The organism is Burkholderia lata (genome assembly GCF_902499335.1).
Lineage (GTDB): Bacteria > Pseudomonadota > Gammaproteobacteria > Burkholderiales > Burkholderiaceae > Burkholderia > Burkholderia lata_B.
This window is the reverse complement of sequence record NZ_CABVQK010000005.1, coordinates 122773-140338: the sequence shown is the minus strand read 5'-3', so window position 1 is coordinate 140338 and position 17566 is coordinate 122773. Positions and strand designations below refer to the sequence as shown.

Here is a 17566-nt window from a genome sequence, read left to right as displayed (position 1 = left end):
GTCGTATCAGGCGGCGTGCTGCTGGCGGCGCAGTTGCGCGTCGAGCTGCTGCAGCGTCGTGTACTGCGTGATGTTCAGCGCTTCCGGGTCGATCGAACCGTAGAGCTGTTCGCAGAACACGATCAGCTCGACGATGTTCAGCGAATCGATACCGAGTTCGCCGATGCCGGCGTCGGTGTCGACGGTCTCGACGTTGAGGATCTTCGCGACTTCGCGGGACAGGATGTCGAGCGCGTCGGCCGGAACGTTCTGGGTCGTCATGAGAGGAGCTCCTGATAATGAAGTGGGTTGATCGGGATCGATCGGCCTGTCGCGTGGGTCAACTGCCGGCTTCGCAGCGCAGGCTCTTGCGAAGCTCGTGATAACAACGGTACGAACTGCCTTCCATCTTCGAAAACGCCAGCAGGTCGCGCTGGTCGTCGAAGGTCGCCACCCTGCCGTCGCGCACGAGCGCCGTCAGGAACTCGTTCGACAGCAGCTTGATCGCGAGCACGCGCTGCACCTTGCCGAAGCTGTAGTGCGCGTCGTCGGTCTGGCTGCGTGCGGCGTCCGAGATGAACTGGTGCACGGCGCGCGCGTCGGCGTCGAGTTCGACGCGGCCGGTGCGTTCGAGCCAGCCGACGTGCGCCATCAGCGCGCGGACGAAGTAGGGGCGCACGACGGTCAGGTATTTGTTGAACACGGTCGGGCCGCCGATCCGCAGGCGATCCTCGGCGCTCACGCGCACCTGGCCGCCGACGTTCGCGAGCTGCAGGTTGCCCGCGAGGAACGGCGCGCCGCAGGTCGTGCGCTTCAGCTTCCGGTATTCGTCGGGCCACACGAGGTAGGCGGCCGGAAACATCACGCCCGGCAACCGCGCGGCGACCACCGCCATGCAGTCGCGATGTGCTTCGATGCCCCATACCTTGTCGACGGTGAGCGAGAGGCCGCTGTCGTCGCTGCGAATGACCGTGCGCCATGCGGCGAGCGTCGGGCCGCCACCGTCGCTCATCAGGAACGCGAAGTTGTGGCCGCTGTCGATGCAGTCGCACGCGCGACGGTTCTGCTCGTCCGAGAAGAACAGCCCGAACATGATGCGGATGAACGCGCGCATGAACGGCTTGAACAGGTGATGAAATCCCTCCCGGCTGATCTGTTCGAGCAGCGCTTCGGTGAGCGGCGCCTCGTCGTGCCGCAGCGGCGTCGACGCGGACGAATCGGGCAGCACGTCCGGCGTGGCGGCATGCAGCGCGATCACCATCTCGCTGTCGAGCAGCCGCACGGCCGCCGCTTCGACGAGCCGGGCGGCCGCGCGCGGCGGCGTGCCGAGCGACGCGATCGTGTCGAAGTGGCGCAGCACCGGATACGCGGCCTGGTCGGCCACGCGCAGCAGCGGTGGGGTCGCGAGCGGGTCGGCGGACGAAGCGGGGACGGAAAGCGTGGACATGGGGCGGGGTTCCTGTCAGAAGCGCACGCGCACGGCGGCGTCGATACGGGTGCCGAGACCGACCATCCGGTACTCGGAGTTGCTGTCGGAGAACGCGCGGGTGACCGCGACATCGACGCTCACGCGCTTGTTCACGTCGGCGACGACCTGCGCGATCGCGAGCAGGCCCTTGTCCTGCGGCGAATAGACGCCGCGCAGCGAGTACTCGACGCGGCCGATCTTCTTGCCGAGCCGCGCGAACAGGTAGTCGCGCAGGTTGCCGTCGACGCTCACGAAATCGGCCGTGCCGCCGAGGCCGGCCAGCGCTGCGCCGGGCGCGACGGGCAGCAGCGCGTTGTTCGCGCGGACCGCGCCGACCATCTGGCGCCACTGGTTCGCGTCGTAACGCGCCTCGTCGTGCGACCACTCGACGATCAGCGACAGGTTGCCGGGCAGTGCGCTCTGCATGCCGACCGCGCTGCGCCACATGTATTGGCGATCGTTGCGGCGATCGACCGCGTCGTATGCGGCCGGCGAATCGAGCGGCGTGCCGTTCGCGATGAACGCCGGCAATGGCCGCGTCGTGCCGCGTTCGAGCCACGCGCTCGCATAGACGGTGTTCGAGCGCGCGACGTCGAGCGACAGCGTCGCGCCGGCGCCGCCACGGCCCGCATGACGGCCGGCGAGCAACGCGGCGGAGCCGCCCGACCAGTTGTACGCGCCGCGCACGAGCTGCGTCGCGCCCTGCACGTCGCGGTTGTCGACGTCGTTGCGCAGCGTGCGGTTTTCGCCGGCGATGAACTGCAGCGTGGTCTGTTCGCCGGCCCATTTCGCTTCGACGAGGGGCGTGCCTTCGACGTCGCCGTAGCGGTCGTAGATGTCGGCCGTCGCGGCCCGCTTCTGGAAGAAGCCGAGCGGAAAGAACGCCTGCGACGTGTCGAGCGGATCGATCCGCTTGCCGGCCGTGAGCGTGATGCCGTTGTCGAACGCGTAGCGCACGCCGGCCTCGTTGAAGCGGGTGGCCTGCGCGCCGAGCGAGTGGTTGCTGGCCACGGCGCGCGCGCTCATGAACAGGTTCTCGCCGTCGATGCGCGCGAGCACGCCTGCTTCCTGCTGGTCGCGCGGCTGGTCGCCGATCAGGTTCCCTAGCAGCGCGTGCCCGTCCATGCTGTCGACGGAGCGTGCGTAGGCGATGCCGTTCAGCGTGCTCAACTGTTCCATCAGCGATTCTCCGTGCGCGAGCGTGCAGCCGAGCGCAAGCGGGACGGCGAGCGCGACGGCGGGCCAGATTCGGCCGGATGATGGACGGAGGCGGTCACGATGGGCGTCGACATGGGCGTCGTGGTCACTGGCCATCGGCAAGCGTGTCGGGATTGAACCAGCCCGACGGAATCTTGCGCGGCTGGCCGTCGAGGATGTCGACGACGCTCGCGCGCTGCTTCTCGATCTCGTTGCGATACGTGATCTTGCGGATCACCTTGCGCCCGTTCGCATCGACCGGCGCGGAGAAGTCGGCGCTGCGGAACAGCAGGCCGCTCGCGAGGAAGAACTGCGCGCGCACCGGCACGTCGGTGTCGGGCGTGACCCACAGCTTGATCGTCGGGTAGACGTTGTCGGGATCGGTCGCGGTCAGGTCGAGCTCGGTGGCCGGCTTGCCGGCGATCGTCGTTGCGCCCGCGGCGGCGGATGCGCGATAGCTGTCCGCCCAGTGCGTGCGCGTGATGTCGCTGATCACGACCTCGCCCTGCAGCCGCTGCATCCCGTTGATGCGGACCGCGCTGCGCGTGTTCGGCACATAGAACCAGTGGCCGCGCGTCGTCGCGAGATACTTCTGGCCGTCGTTCTCGCCGCTGCGCGTCAGCGCGAGCGTGTCGCCGTTGCCGCGCGTATAGACGAGGTAGCGCGTCGCGTCGCCGGACTGTCCGCCGACTTCGTTCGTGATCTGGATGTTCGTCTGCGTATCGGCGGCCGTGCTGCGGTACGCGTCGGCACGGGCGAGCATGGTCTGGGCCGTCGGGGCGTCGGCGGCATGAACGAGCGGCGCGCACGCGACGAGCGCGGCGGCCAGATGGCGGATGCGAATCATGGGGCGAGTCCTTCGAGGATGTTGCGTTTGGCGAGCCCGAGCGTCGCGAGCAGCGCGGCGGCGACCCCGAGCACGACGAACGCGCCTTCGACGGCGGCCACGGCGGCCGGCGAGACCGTGAATTCGAGCAGGATCGGCTTCACGCGGCCCGGCGGCGCGGGCAGGTGGATCTGCGCGTGATTGAGCGCGACCATCGTCAGCAGTGCCACCGCGATTCCGGCGGCTGCTCCAAGCAGGCCGAGAAAGGCGGTCTCCTGGATCAGCACGCCGCGCACCGTCGCGGCCGGCACGCCGAGCGCGCGCAGTGTCGAGATCTCGCGGCGGCGCTCGACGATGCTCATCAGGATCCAGTTGCTCATCGACAGCAGGATCGTCAGGCAGAGAATCGCGCCGAATACCGAGAACTGGTTCTTGTACAGCGCGACGACCTGGTGATAGAGCGACACGAGCTGGTCCCAGGTCTTCACGTCGAGCGTCGGCAGCGCGGCGCGCAGCGTCGTGGCGGCGGCCGGCGTATGTGCCGTATCCGCCAGGAACACCGCGATGCGCGACGCGCGATCGGTGCGCAGCAGCGCCTGAGCGGCGGTGAACGTTACGTTGACGATCCGCTCGTCGACATCCTTGTTGCCGGTGCTCATCACGCCGACGATCTGCGCATCGGTCGCATTGATGCCGCCGTGCGCGGTCGACGCCATCAGCTGCACGACCGAGCCGACGTGCACGCCGAGCTTGCGCGCGAGTTCGGCGCCGACGACGACTTCGGTGCCGGCGTTCGTCGGCGACAGGTAGCGGCCCGACAGCACCGTGTGATAGTCGAAGAAACCGGGCGGCTCGCGGTTCGGCTCGATGCCTTCGCCGACGAAGCCGTAGCTGAGATCGCCGTTCGAGATCAGCCCGTCGAAGTCGATACCGCGCGCGGTGGTCGCGACGCCGGGCAGTGCCGCGATCGCGTGCGTTGCGGTGGCCTGTTCGTCGGCGGTCAGCCCGTACTGCAGTGGCCGCTCGCCGATCAGGTCGAGATAGCCGTGGTGCAGCACCTGCACGTGGCCGACGCCGCTGTCGATCGACCCTTCGCGCACCGCGTCGAAGGTCGCGATCACGTAGCCGAGCGCGAGGCTCGACGCGAACGCGGCGACGCCGATCATCGCCATCGTCAGCACGGTGCGGCGCTTGTTGCGCCAGAGGTTACGCCACGCAAACGTCGACCAGTTCACGATTCTCTCCCGGTACGCCGTCGCGCATCTCGATGCGGCGCGGCAGGTGCGCGCACAGACGATCGTCGTGCGACGCAATCAGAAAGGCGGTGCCCAGCGTGCGGTTGGTATCGAGGATCAGCTCGGCCACCGCCCGTGCGTTGGTACTGTCGAGGCTGGCGGTCGGCTCGTCCGCGATCACGATCGCCGGCTCCTTGGCGAGCGCGCGGGCCAGCGCGACCCGCTGCTGCTCGCCACCGGACAACTCGCCGGGGCGGTGCCGTTCGCGCGCGGCGAGCCCCACCGCGTCGAGCATCGCGCGGGCCCGCTCGCGGCGCGTGCGCGGCGTGCCCCACGCGAAGCAGCCGAGCTCGACGTTCTCGAGCGCCGACATCACCGGTATCAGGTTGAACTGCTGGAACACGAAACCGATGCGCTCGCGGCGGATCCGTTCGAGCGTGTCCGGCGCATCGTCGATCCGGCGGCCTTCGAGCCAACGTTCGCCGGTGCTCGGCACGTCGAGGAAACCGGCCAGGTTGAGCAGCGTGCTCTTGCCGCTGCCCGACGGGCCGACGAGCGCGACGACGTCGCGCTGGCCGATCGAGATCGTCGCGCCGCGCACCGCGACGACGCGGCCCGCACCCTCGTACACACGCGTGACGTCGCGCAGTTCGAGCACCGGCGTGAGCGTGGCGGTCGTCATGCGTACGCTCCCTGGCCGGCTTCGGCGGCCGTCGCGTGGATCACGGACAGCGTGCCGTTCGCATAGAGGTCGCGGCACTTCAGGCGCTGCAGCTTGCCGCTGGTCGTGCGCGGCAGCGAGCCGGGTTCGACGAAGCACAGATCCTGCGCGGCGAAGCCGATCCGCGATGCGAGCAGCTGCTGGCACTCGGCGCGGGTCTGCGGTGTCGCGTCGACGGGCCGCGCCTCGATCGCGACGACCAGCCGCTCGGTGCCGGTCTCGGGATCGGGCAGCCCGAACGCGATGCACGTGCTCTTGCGCAGCGTGCGATGGGACGCCAGCGCCTCCTCGATTTCGTGCGGGAAGTAGTTGCTGCCGCGAATGATGATGACTTCCTTCTTGCGCCCGAGGATATGGAGCTGACCGTCCGCGATGTAGCCGATGTCGCCGGTGCGGAACCAGCCGTCGGCCGTCAGCGGCGCGGCGATCGAACCGTCGTCGGGATTCAGGTAGCCGAGCATCACCGACGTGCCGCGGATCGCGACTTCGCCGACCGCGCGGTTCGCGAGCGCGTGGTCGCCTTCGTCGAGGATCCGGAACGCCATGCCCTCGATCGGCGTGCCCATCGCGAGCACGGTTTCGGTTTCCGTTTCGGCGCCGTCGTTCGCGGCGGCCGGTTGCGCGTCGCGGCGCTCGATCAGCGCACGCCGGTCGAGCGTGTCGGCGATCACGTACGGCGCGCCGTCCACCGTGCCTTCGTGCCACGCACGATGCATCGAAACGGCAAGCGTCGATTCGGCCATCCCGTAGCACGGCTGCAGCGCCGATGCCGCGAGGCCGTACGGCGCAAACGTCGCGGCGAAGTCGCGCAGCGTTGCGTCGTCCACGCGTTCGCCGCCGATGAAGATGTTGCGACACGCGGAAAGATCGACGCCTTCCATCGCGGCGGCATTGAAACGGCGCACGCAGTAGCGCAATGCGAAGGTCGGCACCGATGTCGTCGTCGCGCGTGCCGACGCGATGCGCTTCAACCAGCCGAGCGGATTCCGGATGAAGCTGTTCGGCTGCATCATCATCAGCGGCGCGCGGTAATGCAGGTTCGACAGCAGCGTGAGCAGCCCCATGTCGTGATAGAGCGGCAGCCACGACGCGGTGCCGTCGCCCGCCGCGAGGTCGAAACGCACGGACCCGCCGATGCCGAGCACGTTCGCGATCACGTTCTCGTGGCTGAGCACAGCGGCCTTCGGATGCGACGTCGAGCCCGACGTGAGCTGGACATGGTGTGGATCGCGGCCGTTCTTTGCGCTGATCAGCGCGCGCGCGCCGGCATCCGCGACGATCGACAGCGTGTCGAGATCGACGATGCGTGTGGATGACGCGGGAAACGCGTCGTCGCGCCAAGCGGCGGACTGCGCATCCGCGGCGATGACGAGGCGCGGCCGGTACAGCTCGCATGCGACGTCGATCACCTGCCGCCCGGCGGTGGTGCGGCGCGCGGGAACGGGCACGGTGCAGGGCAGCGCGCCCGTCATCACGCAGGCCATCATCGCGACCGCATGTTCGACCGACGCCGGCAAGGCCAGCATCACCATGTCGTTCTCGCGCACGTCGAGTTCGCGCAGCGCGCCGGCCTGGTGAAACACTTCTTCCGCGAAGCGCCGGTACGTGATGCTCGCCTCGTTGCCGGCGTCGTCGACGAACGTCATGCGATGCATGGCGCCCGCGACGTCTTCGAGCGATTCGATCAGGCGATGAATGGTGGATGCGCACTTCGTCACGAGGATTCTCCCCTTGAGGAACACGGCCGCTCGCGCCACGGTGCCGGCGGCGCCGTTCGTCGAGTGAGGGGGATTCTTGCCGGATCGACATGACGCGACAAACGGAATATTTGCAGGCTATGCATGAGCAGCACGCATCCACTCGACGCTGCGATGCGCGTGAGCACGTGCGAGGTGAATGGTCGGTACGCATTCGACCGGTCGTCTAGTTCACGATGTGGTGCGCTCATGCGCGGGCGTCATGCAATGCGTTCGGAAAATTCGTTTGTCCGAAGCATCGACTCACAGAAGAATTGCAACCCGGCAGCGCGCCAGCGTCGCCGTGTCATGGCGCCGGGCAGGGTCCGGCCAAGGAGAGCGTTTTGTCCGTCACCTCATCGCTTGTCGCCCGTCCGAAGCCGGTTGCAGACATGAAGAGCCGCCCGAGCGGCGTCGTTTTCTCGCTGAAACTGGCGGTCTACGTCGCGCTCATCGCGCACGGCATGCTGTTCGCGCTGTCGACGTATGTGGTCCTGAAGATCGTCGGCGTCCTGCTGATCGGCGCGATGTTCGCGCACGGCGTCGAGCTGCAGCACCAGGCGCTGCATTACCAGGGATTCAGGAGCAAGCGGCTCAACATGGTGTTCGGCGTGCTGCTCGGCATGCCGATGCTCGTGTCGTTCCATGCGTACCAGGACAGCCACCTGCGCCATCACCGGCTACTTGGCACGCCCGAGAACAAGGAGTTCTTCGACTACGGCGACCAGTACGGCGCGAGCCCCGTCGTGAATCTCGGCCTGTGGGCCTGGCGGCTGTCGATGGCCGCGCACTATATCCAGTTCGCGAAGAACGTCGCGAAGCTCGTCGTGCCGGGCGCGAGCTTCGGCGACAACCCGCTGGTTTCGCGCGCGATCCGCCGCGATCACTTGCTGATGGTCGCGGCGATCGCGCTGCTGGCCGGCGTGTCGTTCGCGCTGCACACGTGGTTCGTCGTGTGGGTGTGGGTCGTGCCGCTCGTGTTCGTGGCCGCGCCTGTGCATGCGCTGGTCGAGATGCCCGAGCATTACCGTTGCGACCTGACGAGCACCGACCCGTTCCGCAATACGCGGACGATCGAGAGCAATGCGTTCATGACGTGGTTCACGAACGGCAACAACTATCACGTCGAGCACCACATGATGCCGAACCTGCCGATCGAGCGGCTGCACGATCTGCATGGCGCGATCGGGCCGCGCATCCGCTATTACCACCGCACGTACCGGCAGTTCTATTACGCGCTGCTGCGCGGCAGGCTGTCGCCGCGCACGGTGGACGACGACACGGACGACCGTGCAACCGACGCCGAAGCGGCCGCGCCGGCGTCCACGCAATCGGCATGACCGCGACGGTGCCGGCCGGTGCCGCGCCCGAACGCTTTTCAACGACGGTGACGACGATGCTCTATCCGGAACTTTTCAGGTCGCTCGAAGCGGTGCGCTGGGACATGGAGACGGACATCCCATGGAACCGGTACGACGCATCGCTGCTCACCGACGAGCAGGCCGAGACGATCAGGATGAACGCGATCACCGAATGGTCGGCGCTGCCCGCGACGGAAATGTTCCTGCGCGACAACCGGCACGACAGCGACTTTTCCGCGTTCATGAGCGTGTGGTTCTTCGAGGAGCAGAAGCATTCGCTCGTGCTGATGGAGTACCTGCGCCGCTTCAGGCCGGAGAGGGTGCCGACCGAAGCGGAACTGCACGCGGTGCGCTTCGAATTCGACCCGGCGCCGCCGCTCGAGACACTGATGCTGCACTTCTGCGGCGAGATCCGCCTGAACCACTGGTACCGCTGCGCGGCCGACTGGCACACCGAGCCGGTCATCAAGCAAATCTACGAAACGATCTCGCGCGACGAAGCGCGCCATGGCGGCGCGTACCTGCGCTACATGAAGAAGGCGCTGAACGACTGCGGCGACGTCGCACGTGCCGCGTTCGCGAAGATCGGCGTGCTGATGGCGTCGGCGCGCCGCACCGAGAAGCCGCTGCACCCGACCAACCTGCACGTGAACCAGGCGCTGTTCCCGCGCGACACCGTGCAGTCGCGCCTGCCCGATCCGGAATGGCTCGAGCGCTGGCTCGACGAGCAGATCCGGTTCGACGGCGAGTGGGAAAAGAAGGTCGTCGAGCGGATCCTGCACAACCTGTCGATCCTGTTCGAGCGCACGTTCTCCACTGCGCAGGAGCTGAACCGCTATCGCCGCGAAGTGATCGCGCGAACGAATAGCGTGGCGGACGGCGTGGTGGACAGCATATAAGCGGATGCGCGCGTTCCGTCCGGCAAGGGAGGAACCGATTCCGGAGCGCGTGCCGGTGCAATGCGCACGGATTTCCGTTTCGATCCGGCGGAATATTCAATTCCCGACATAATTGGTTCATCAATTGCCGGACGTTGCGGGAATCAATTCAATTTCATGCGTTTAGTATATTTTCATAAACATGAAATTGCGGATTTAAATAGTATTCCGCATGTATGTTGAAGCGCTTTTTCTTTTCGTAATCCGGTAAATGAGCTGAATTGTTTGTAAATTGAAATTATATTGTAGGCATTCCGGCATGGCTCTGTTGCGGCGTCCGAATGGCTGCGAGAACACCGATTAATCCCCGTAATATCCTGTTTTTATGCGATTTTATCGATCGGCTTCCGCGTCATTTCGAGTGAATATATATTTACAAAATCACTACTTCATAATGGTAATGTAAGAATTCAAGGCCGATAAAAAGTGATAGGTAAATACGCGTGTCACGATTGAAAATAAGAATGATCCGCATCCATGCTTCAATATAAAATCGCTCCAGAATCCAAAAAGGAGAAACGATTCAGGGAGACGAACGGCGACTTGCCTGTCGGTGGGTGCAACTTTGAGGCGGCAGTATGGCTAATGTGAGATTGGCAAAGCGATTGAGAAGTATGCCTTCGCTGGATTTCCTGAGAGGCTTCGAATGCGCGGCGCGTCATTTGAGCTTTACGCGTGCCGGGCAGGAACTGAGCGTCACGCAATCCGCCGTGAGTCGCCAGGTCAAGGCGCTCGAGGAGCAGCTCCGGATCGAGCTCTTTCACCGGCACATTCGTTCCCTGACACTGACCGACAAGGGGCGGGAGCTGTACGACGCGATCTCGTTCGCGTTGTCCGACCTGGAATCGGTGATCGGCAAGCTGTCGTCGAGTGTCGGCCAGCGCTCGATCTCGTTGTCGACGACGGTGTCGTTCGCGGCACTGTGGCTGATCCCGCGGCTCGGTTCGTTCCGCGCAAGCTATCCCGACATCGACGTACGCGTATCGGCAACGAGCGAAATTGAAGATCTTAAACGCAAACGTTTGCACCTGGCCGTGCGATATGCCGGGCCGTATACGTCGATGGACGAGACGGACGTGCTGTTTCGCGAGCGTGTCGTGGCGGTCTGCAGCCCGAGCCTGATGCCGGCGGCGGGCGACGCCGCGTCGATGAAGCCGGAGGACCTCGACAAGCATGTGCTGCTGCATCTCGACGATCCGCGCGGCGAGTGGCCGTGGCACGGGTGGAGCCATCTGCTGAAGGAGCTGGGCGTGCCGCGCCTGCGGCCCGCCGGCGCGCTGCATTTCAGCCAGTACGACCAGCTGGTGCAGGCGGCGGTCGACGGGCATGGCATCGCGATCGGGCGGCGGCCGCTGGTCGACGGGCTGCTGAAGCAGGGCCGGCTCGTCGAGCTGTTCCCGCACTGCACGGTTGCATCGGGCAGCTACGCGCTGGTGCAGAACCCGGATGCATGCAACGAGTTCGATATCGCGGTGCTGACCAACTGGCTGCTCGAACAGGCGCGCGATCCGCTCGCGTCGGATCAGGAAGCTGCCGGCAGCAACGTGCTGCCGATGTATCGCGTCGGATAGTACGGCACGGGCGTGGCAAGGGTGTCGTGCGGCAGGCTCGATACGGATCGATGGGCGATGCGTCATGCGTCGCACCTGCAACCTGTGCGATGATGCGCCGCTTCGCGTGCGTTGCAGCACGCCGCTGACCGCGGCGCCCGGTTCCGGGCCGCTGCCGCTCGCGCCCACACCGGAGACGACATGCCCGCAGTGAACATTCATGGCAGTACCCTGCATTATCAGGATCACGGCACGGGGTTCCCCGTGCTGCTCGGGCACAGCTATCTGTGGGATGCGGCGATGTGGGCGCCGCAGATCGAAGCGCTGTCGCGTCAGTACCGTGTCATCGTGCCGGAGCTGTGGGGGCATGGCGCATCGGGGGCACTGCCCGACGGCACGCAGACGCTCGACGATCTCGCCGCGCAGACGAGTGCGCTGCTCGATGCGCTGGAGATCGAACAGTGCGCACTCGTCGGGCTCAGCGTCGGCGGGATGTGGGGCGCGCGGCTCGCGTTGCGTGAACCGCAGCGCGTGCGCGCGCTCGTGCTGATGGATGCGTCGCTCGAGGCCGAGCCCGAGGCGACGCGCCTGCGCTACTTCGGGATGCTCGATGCCATCGCAGCCGCGGGCCGTATCGCGCCGCCGCTGCTCGATGCGATCGTGCCGCTGTTCTTCCGGCCGGATGTCAATCTGGCGGACCCGGTGCCGTCCGCGTTTCGCGATGCGCTGGCGAACCTGCCGGCCGACCGGCTGCGGCAATCGATCGTCCCGCTCGGCCGGCTGATCTTCGGTCGGCCCGACACGCTGTCGGCACTCGCCGAACTGGACGCCGAACGCACGCTGCTGATGTGCGGCGCGGGCGACATGGCGCGTCCGCCGTCGGAAACCGTGAAGATGGCGAGCGTGATCGGGTGCCCGCATGCGCTGGTGCCGGACGCCGGCCACATCTCGAATCTGGAAAATCCCGCGTTCGTCACGCGCACGCTGCTCGACTGGTTCGACGCACAACACCTGTCGGCAGGCTGACGCCGGTGCGCGCAGCGCCGGCGCATGTCGCGCGGCGTCGCAGCACACGAGCCCGCATCACGCGCGTTCGCTGACCGGCGTGAGCTTCCGGTCCCGCTTGCGCGCTTCGTCGGCCCCGCCGCGAACGAGGCTCAGCGCTTCCGCGCGGCTCGCCACGCACGGCGCGGAGCCGGGCAGCGGCTGGCGTGCCGTCTCGCGCAGCGCGAGCACCGACACGATGCCGATGAACGATGCGCCCATCAGGTAGTACGCGGGCATCATCAGGTCGCCGGTGCGATCGACCAGCCACGCGGTGACGAGCGGCGTCGTGCCGCCGAACAGCGACACCGACACGTTGAAGCCGATCGCGAGCGCGCCATAGCGGATGCGCGTGGGGAACAGCGCCGGCAGCGCCGACGGCATCACGCCGGTGAACGTCGACAGCAGCACACCGTAGATCAGCATCCCGCCGAACACGGGCAGCATGCCGCCGGTGCGGATCAGCATCAGCGCCGGCACCGCGAGCAGGAGCAGGCCCACGCAGCCGGCCATCATCACCGGCTTGCGGCCGATCTTGTCCGACAGGTGCCCGGCGTAGAGCGTCATCGGCATCATCAGCACCATGACGAGCAGCACCAGGAACAGGCCGTGCGATTCGCGGAAGTGCAGCGTTGCCGACAGGTAACTCGGCAGGTACGACAGCGCCATGTAATCGGTCACGTTGAAGATCAGCACGAGGCCGACGCATTGCAGCAGCGGCTTCCACTGTTCGACGAGCAGCGACGCGAAGCGTTGCTTCGGCCGCGCACGCTCGTCTGCTTCGCGTGCTTCGGCCTCCTTCTTGAAGGCGGGCGTTTCCTCGAGTTTCAGCCGGATATAGAGGCCCACGAGGCCGAGCGGGCCGGCGATGAAGAACGGCACGCGCCAGCCCCACGACAGCAGCGCTTCCTGCGACAGCGACGCGGTCAGCAGTGCGACCGTCGCCGCGCCGAGCGTATAGCCGATCAGCGTGCCGAATTCGAGGAAGCTGCCCATGAAGCCGCGGCGCCTGTCGGTCGCGAATTCGGCGATGAAGGTGGCCGCGCCGCCGTATTCGCCGCCGGTCGAGAAGCCCTGCACGAGACGGGCGACGAGCAGCAGCACGGGCGCCATGATGCCGATCGACGCGTAGCTGGGAATGAGGCCGATCGCGAACGTGCCGACGGCCATCATGATCATCGTGGCGGCGAGCACGCGCTGGCGGCCGATGCGGTCGCCGAGCGGGCCGAATACCATGCCGCCGAGCGGGCGCACGAGGAACGCGGCCGCGAACGTGCCGAAGGTCGCGAGCAGCTGCGCGGACGGGCTGCTGGACGGGAAGAACACCTTGCCGAGCGTGACGGCGATGTAGCTGTACACGCCGAAGTCGAACCATTCCATCGCGTTGCCGAACGCCATTGCGCCGACCGCGCGCTTGAGGACGGCGGGGTCGACGATCGTGATGTCATCCAGCTTGATGGACTTGCGAGAAGACCGGGATTTCGCGGGGTGCGCTTGCGACGGGCTCAAAGAACTCTCCTGGAATTGCCTTGGCAGCCGGCCGGGCGGGTGTGCAGTGGAGTCGTGCGGGCCGAGGGACAGCGAAGGCGGGTGTCTCGGGGCGCCTCGATGTCGGTGAAGTAACGCGCGCTGCGGGCGACACCGGGCAGGTGTGTTGTGAGAGCCAGTTTAGAGAAACGCGCGCAGGCGACTATCGGTCATGCGCCCGGAAACCGGTGGTAAACGACACGGGGGCGAGCAGGGCGGATGCTGTTGAAGCGGGCCGGCGCACGGGGCGCGAAACGCCGTGTCGAGCGGGATTCTGCTTGTGTACGTCAAAGACGGAAGAGTGCGAGGTTCTTCCTGCTGCAGGCATGGTTGTCTTCTGCGATGGGGCTGGCTTCGCGCCCGTGCATTACGCCGGTCGATACCCGACGCGACGCACCGTCGTGTCCGATCGCCGAATCTCGCTTGCCGCAACAACGAAACGCTATCGACCAGCAGAATTCTTCATCTGCCCGGGCAGCGCCTCGCCCAGTTTCTCCAGCAGGAAATCGGCAAACACCGTGACAGCGGGCGCCAACGGCGGGCGGCCCGTGTAGACGAGCTGCAGCCCGAGGTCGCTGCTCGACCGTCGATAAGAAGGCAGCACGCGCACCAGCTTCCCTTGCTCGATGCCCGGTTCGGCGAGCAACTGCGGCAGCAGCGCGACCCCGAGCCCGGCGATGCAGGCCTGCACCACCACGCGCATGTCGTTGACCGAGAAGCGGCTGTCGATCGAGATTTCCTGGGTGCCGCGCGGCCCCTGCAGGCGCCACATGCTGCGGCCCTGGCGGCCGGACACCGTCAGGCAGTCGTGGTCGGCGAGTTCGCGCGGCGTGCGCGGCGTGCCGCACCGTTCCAGATAGGCGGGGCTCGCGGCGAGGATCATCGTGCCCGGTGCGATCCGGCGCACGCGAAAGCTGCTGCCGGTCTCGATCCCCATGCGCAACGCGAGGTCGATGCGCTCGCCGATCAGGTCGGACGGCGTGTCGTCGAGCAGGAAGTCGATGCTGATCTGCGGATAGCGCACATAGAACTCGGCCAGCCATTCCAGCCGGAAAATTTCGAACAGGCCGGCCATCGCCGTCACGCGCACGGTGCCGGACGGTTCCTGCCCGTCCGCATGCAGCCGCTCGATCTCGAAGATCCGGTCGAGCGCCGGTGCATAGCGCTCGAACAGCGCCTGCCCCTCCGTGCTCGGCGCGAGCTTGCGGGTCGAGCGATGCAGCAGGCGCGTGCCGAGTTGCCCTTCGAGCTGGTCGATGCGCCGGCTCAGCGTATTGGCCGGCATGCGCAGGCGGCGCGCGGCTTCCGAGAAGCTGCCGGCGCGGACGACCTGGACGAACAGCGCGAGGTCATTCAGATCGAGCATCGGATTCCTCCAAAAATGGATTAATCAAATCCTATTTATCCGTCTAGTGTAAAGCAGCTTCAATCTCCATACTGCTCTCACACTACAGACGAACCACTACGTTCCAGGGAGAAAGAGTTGAAGAAGCATCTGATGATCGCCGTAGGCGCACTGGCAGCGTCGCTGTCGTTCCCGGCCTTCGCCGAAAGCGTCACGTACCAGTTCGACCCGAGCCACACGTACCCGAGCTTCGAGGCTGACCACATGGGCGGCCTGTCGGTCTGGCGCGGCAAGTTCGACAAGTCGAGCGGCACCGTGACGCTCGACCGCGCGGCGAAGACGGGCACGGTCGACGTGACGACCGACATCGCGTCGATCCACACCGGCAGCACGAAGCTCGACGAGCATCTGCAGACGGCCGAATTCTTCGATGCCGCCAAGTTCCCGCAGGCGAACTACAAGGGCGCGATCAAGTTCGACGGCGACAAGCCGGTGTCGGTGGTCGGCAACCTGACGCTGCATGGCGTCACGAAGCCGGTGACGCTGAAGATCGATTCGTTCAAGTGCATGCCGCACCCGATGCTCAAGCGTGAAGTGTGCGGCGTGGACGCCGTCGGCGAATTCGACCGCAGCGATTTCGGCCTCGACTACGGCAAGCAGTACGGCTTCAAGATGAAGACGAAGCTGCTGATCACGGCCGAAGCGCTCAAACAGTAATTCCGTTCGGAGAACACACGCATGAAACTGCTCCATATCGATTCCAGCATCCTCGGTCAGGGCTCAGTCAGCCGCGAACTGTCGGCGGAAGTCGTCGCGACGTTCCGCGCCCGCGATCCGGGCCTCACGGTCACGCGCCTCGATCTCGCCGCCACGCCGATCGGCCATCTGACGGCGGACCATCTGGCTGCCGCGCAGGGCGCCCCGATTTCCGACGCGCTGAAAGCGGACGTCGAGATCGGCCAGCGCGCGCTCGACGAATTTCTCGCGGCGGACATCGTGGTGATCGGCGCGCCGATGTACAACTTCGGCATCGCATCGCAACTGAAGGCGTGGATCGACCGTATCTCGGTGGCCGGCACGACGTTCCGTTACGGCGAGAACGGGCCGGTCGGGTTGTGCGGCGGCAAGAAGCTGGTCGTTGCGTCGTCGCGCGGCGGCGTGTACAGCGAAGGTTCGCCTGCCGCGGCGTTCGATCATCAGGAAACCTATCTGAAAGCAGCGTTCGGCTTCCTGGGCATCACGGACATCACGTTCATCCGCGCGGAAGGCGTGGCGATGGGGCAGGATCTGCGCAGCGGCGCCATCGCATCGGCGAAGGAAGCGGCGGCTGCGCTCGCGGCCTGATGCCACGCACACGAGACTGACCAGCGGAGAACCACCATGTCACCTGCCACGCAGCCTGCCGACGTCGATGTCGCCGTCGCCAGCCGTCACGTCATCTTCCGCACGCGCGGCCGCGCGCACGGGCCGATCGTCCGGATGGTGAGCCCGTCCGACGTCGGCGAGATGATCAAGCCGTTCGTCTTTCTCGATCTGGTCGATACGCAAGCGTCGATCGGGTCGGGCTTCGGCTGGCATCCGCATTCGGGGATCGCCACGCTCACGCTCGTGATCGACGGTCGAGGCAGCTATGCCGAATCCACCGGCCACGAAGGCACGACCGTGGCGGGCGACATCGAATGGATGAGCGCCGGGCGCGGGGTCTGGCATACCGGTACCGTCGTGCCGCCGGTCAAGGTGTTCCAGCTGTGGGTTGCATTGCCGCCGGAGCGCGAGCTGGCGCCGGCCTTCAGCCAGCATCTGTCGATCGCCGACATCCCGTCGGACGGCCCGGCGCGCGTGCTGCTCGGCCGCAGCGGCGACGCGGTCAGCCCGATCGATGCGCCGCCGGGCCTCCACTACGTCGTCGTGCAGCTCAAGGCCGGCGAGCGCTGGACCTGCCGGCCGCAGCCGGGCTGCAGCGTCGGCTGGACCGCCGTGATGGACGGCAGCCTGCGCGTACCGGATCCGGTCGGCCAGGGCGAACTGGTGGTGTTCGACCCGTCCGACACCCCGATCGAATTCGAAGCGGTGACCGATGTGCGCTTCGTGGTCGGCACGGCCGTTCCGCATCCGCACGATCTGCATCTGGGCAACTACTCGGTGCACACGAGCGCAGCCGCGCTGGTGGAGGGCGAGCGCGAGATCGTGCGCATCGGCCACGAACTGCGCGCGAAGGGCGCGTTGCGCTGATCCGGCAGGCGCCGTTGCATGGCGGCGCACGGCATCGACGTACGGGCTTGCTGGCGGGCGCTCATCGCACGCTGCCCGGCGAGTGGCTGGCATTTTCTGCCCGACGCAGGCCGATATCTTTGTGACCTGGCCGGCGCATTCCCCGAATGCGCCGGCCTTCGCGCGTTCAAAACGACCCCGCAGGCGCACCGAAGCCATCGTCTCCATGTGCTTAGGTGTTTATACGTATGCCGATTTCGATATCGCCTCAATCCAATAATTCATTGGAAGGTTATCGGGCTTGTTTCTAGACTGATGCGGGGCGTGCAGACCGGGCCGGCTCGACGCACCGCCCGGCGCAGTCCCGACCCGCGCGGGCCCATGCAGAAACAGAACAGCGCCGCGGCAGACAACGACATCATCGGAGA

The 17566-nt window shown here is 66.3% G+C and carries 16 protein-coding genes; 7 read left to right on the top strand and 9 right to left on the bottom strand.

Annotated features, from left to right (window positions below):
• Positions 1–6: 6 nt before the first annotated feature.
• Genes BCO18175_RS13950 through BCO18175_RS13920 form a run of 7 tightly spaced genes read right to left on the bottom strand, consistent with a single transcriptional unit; the run spans position 7 to position 7144 of the window.
• Positions 7–261, bottom strand: coding sequence for an acyl carrier protein (locus BCO18175_RS13950; protein ID WP_011350104.1), 255 nt, complete (start codon positions 259–261; stop codon positions 7–9).
• A 58-nt stretch (positions 262–319) separates the two neighbouring features.
• Entirely contained in the window at positions 320–1426 is a 1107-nt protein-coding gene (locus tag BCO18175_RS13945; RefSeq protein ID WP_174981672.1) for a hypothetical protein, read from the bottom strand.
• A 15-nt stretch (positions 1427–1441) separates the two neighbouring features.
• Positions 1442–2761, bottom strand: a complete 1320-nt coding sequence (locus BCO18175_RS13940) for a hypothetical protein (protein WP_174981670.1) — start codon at positions 2759–2761, stop codon at positions 1442–1444.
• Positions 2751–3491 (bottom strand): outer membrane lipoprotein-sorting protein, encoded by a 741-nt coding sequence (locus BCO18175_RS13935; protein WP_174967106.1) that lies wholly within the window; start codon positions 3489–3491, stop codon positions 2751–2753. Before BCO18175_RS13935 ends, BCO18175_RS13940 begins: the two co-directional genes overlap by 11 nt.
• Entirely contained in the window at positions 3488–4705 is a 1218-nt protein-coding gene (locus tag BCO18175_RS13930) for an ABC transporter permease (protein ID WP_174981668.1), read from the bottom strand. The genes BCO18175_RS13935 and BCO18175_RS13930 overlap by 4 nt, the downstream gene beginning before the upstream one ends.
• Positions 4677–5387 (bottom strand): ABC transporter ATP-binding protein, encoded by a 711-nt coding sequence (locus BCO18175_RS13925; protein ID WP_174967104.1) that lies wholly within the window; start codon positions 5385–5387, stop codon positions 4677–4679. The genes BCO18175_RS13930 and BCO18175_RS13925 overlap by 29 nt, the downstream gene beginning before the upstream one ends.
• Positions 5384–7144: a fatty acyl-AMP ligase gene (locus tag BCO18175_RS13920; RefSeq protein ID WP_254608066.1), complete on the bottom strand. Its 1761-nt coding sequence runs from the start codon at positions 7142–7144 to the stop codon at positions 5384–5386. The genes BCO18175_RS13925 and BCO18175_RS13920 overlap by 4 nt, the downstream gene beginning before the upstream one ends.
• A 410-nt stretch (positions 7145–7554) precedes the next feature.
• Between BCO18175_RS13920 and BCO18175_RS13915 the strand changes: the two genes are divergently transcribed.
• The 4 genes from BCO18175_RS13915 to BCO18175_RS13900 all read left to right on the top strand — a co-directional run bounded on the left by BCO18175_RS13915 (position 7555) and on the right by BCO18175_RS13900 (position 12037).
• On the top strand, positions 7555–8502 hold the full coding sequence (locus tag BCO18175_RS13915) for a fatty acid desaturase family protein (protein WP_174982234.1): 948 nt from the start codon (positions 7555–7557) through the stop codon (positions 8500–8502).
• 47 nt (positions 8503–8549) lie between these two features.
• Entirely contained in the window at positions 8550–9422 is an 873-nt protein-coding gene (locus tag BCO18175_RS13910; protein WP_174982233.1) for a ferritin-like domain-containing protein, read from the top strand.
• A gap of 617 nt (positions 9423–10039) precedes the next feature.
• Entirely contained in the window at positions 10040–11032 is a 993-nt protein-coding gene (locus tag BCO18175_RS13905; RefSeq protein ID WP_174981664.1) for a LysR substrate-binding domain-containing protein, read from the top strand.
• A gap of 180 nt (positions 11033–11212) precedes the next feature.
• Positions 11213–12037: an alpha/beta fold hydrolase gene (locus BCO18175_RS13900; RefSeq protein ID WP_174981662.1), complete on the top strand. Its 825-nt coding sequence runs from the start codon at positions 11213–11215 to the stop codon at positions 12035–12037.
• Positions 12038–12094: 57 nt separating this feature from the next.
• Here BCO18175_RS13900 and proP read toward each other — a convergent pair whose 3' ends face one another.
• Positions 12095–13564, bottom strand: a complete 1470-nt coding sequence (gene proP, locus BCO18175_RS13895; protein ID WP_174981660.1) for a glycine betaine/L-proline transporter ProP — start codon at positions 13562–13564, stop codon at positions 12095–12097.
• A gap of 460 nt (positions 13565–14024) precedes the next feature.
• Positions 14025–14948 (bottom strand): LysR family transcriptional regulator, encoded by a 924-nt coding sequence (locus BCO18175_RS13890; RefSeq protein ID WP_174981658.1) that lies wholly within the window; start codon positions 14946–14948, stop codon positions 14025–14027.
• 117 nt (positions 14949–15065) lie between these two features.
• On the opposite strand from BCO18175_RS13890, the gene BCO18175_RS13885 reads away from it, so the two are divergent.
• The 3 genes from BCO18175_RS13885 to BCO18175_RS13875 are packed head-to-tail and all read left to right on the top strand — an operon-like array spanning position 15066 to position 17159.
• Entirely contained in the window at positions 15066–15644 is a 579-nt protein-coding gene (locus tag BCO18175_RS13885) for a YceI family protein (RefSeq protein ID WP_174981656.1), read from the top strand.
• A gap of 21 nt (positions 15645–15665) precedes the next feature.
• Positions 15666–16271 (top strand): FMN-dependent NADH-azoreductase, encoded by a 606-nt coding sequence (locus tag BCO18175_RS13880; protein WP_174981654.1) that lies wholly within the window; start codon positions 15666–15668, stop codon positions 16269–16271.
• A gap of 36 nt (positions 16272–16307) precedes the next feature.
• Complete coding sequence (locus BCO18175_RS13875; RefSeq protein ID WP_174981652.1) at positions 16308–17159, top strand: pirin family protein; 852 nt, start codon at positions 16308–16310, stop codon at positions 17157–17159.
• Positions 17160–17566 lie beyond the last annotated feature (407 nt).

Excerpts from the sequence above, each read along its gene's own strand:
- BCO18175_RS13950 (WP_011350104.1), bottom strand. The coding sequence starts at position 261 with ATGACGACCCAGAACGTTCCGGCCGACGCGCTCGACATCCTGTCCCGC.
- BCO18175_RS13945 (WP_174981672.1), bottom strand. The coding sequence starts at position 1,426 with ATGTCCACGCTTTCCGTCCCCGCTTCGTCCGCCGACCCGCTCGCGACC.
- BCO18175_RS13940 (WP_174981670.1), bottom strand. The coding sequence starts at position 2,761 with ATGGCCAGTGACCACGACGCCCATGTCGACGCCCATCGTGACCGCCTC.
- BCO18175_RS13935 (WP_174967106.1), bottom strand. The coding sequence starts at position 3,491 with ATGATTCGCATCCGCCATCTGGCCGCCGCGCTCGTCGCGTGCGCGCCG.
- BCO18175_RS13925 (WP_174967104.1), bottom strand. The coding sequence starts at position 5,387 with ATGACGACCGCCACGCTCACGCCGGTGCTCGAACTGCGCGACGTCACG.
- BCO18175_RS13915 (WP_174982234.1), top strand. The coding sequence starts at position 7,555 with ATGAAGAGCCGCCCGAGCGGCGTCGTTTTCTCGCTGAAACTGGCGGTC.
- BCO18175_RS13905 (WP_174981664.1), top strand. The coding sequence starts at position 10,040 with ATGGCTAATGTGAGATTGGCAAAGCGATTGAGAAGTATGCCTTCGCTG.
- BCO18175_RS13900 (WP_174981662.1), top strand. The coding sequence starts at position 11,213 with ATGCCCGCAGTGAACATTCATGGCAGTACCCTGCATTATCAGGATCAC.
- BCO18175_RS13890 (WP_174981658.1), bottom strand. The coding sequence starts at position 14,948 with ATGCTCGATCTGAATGACCTCGCGCTGTTCGTCCAGGTCGTCCGCGCC.
- BCO18175_RS13880 (WP_174981654.1), top strand. The coding sequence starts at position 15,666 with ATGAAACTGCTCCATATCGATTCCAGCATCCTCGGTCAGGGCTCAGTC.
- BCO18175_RS13875 (WP_174981652.1), top strand. The coding sequence starts at position 16,308 with ATGTCACCTGCCACGCAGCCTGCCGACGTCGATGTCGCCGTCGCCAGC.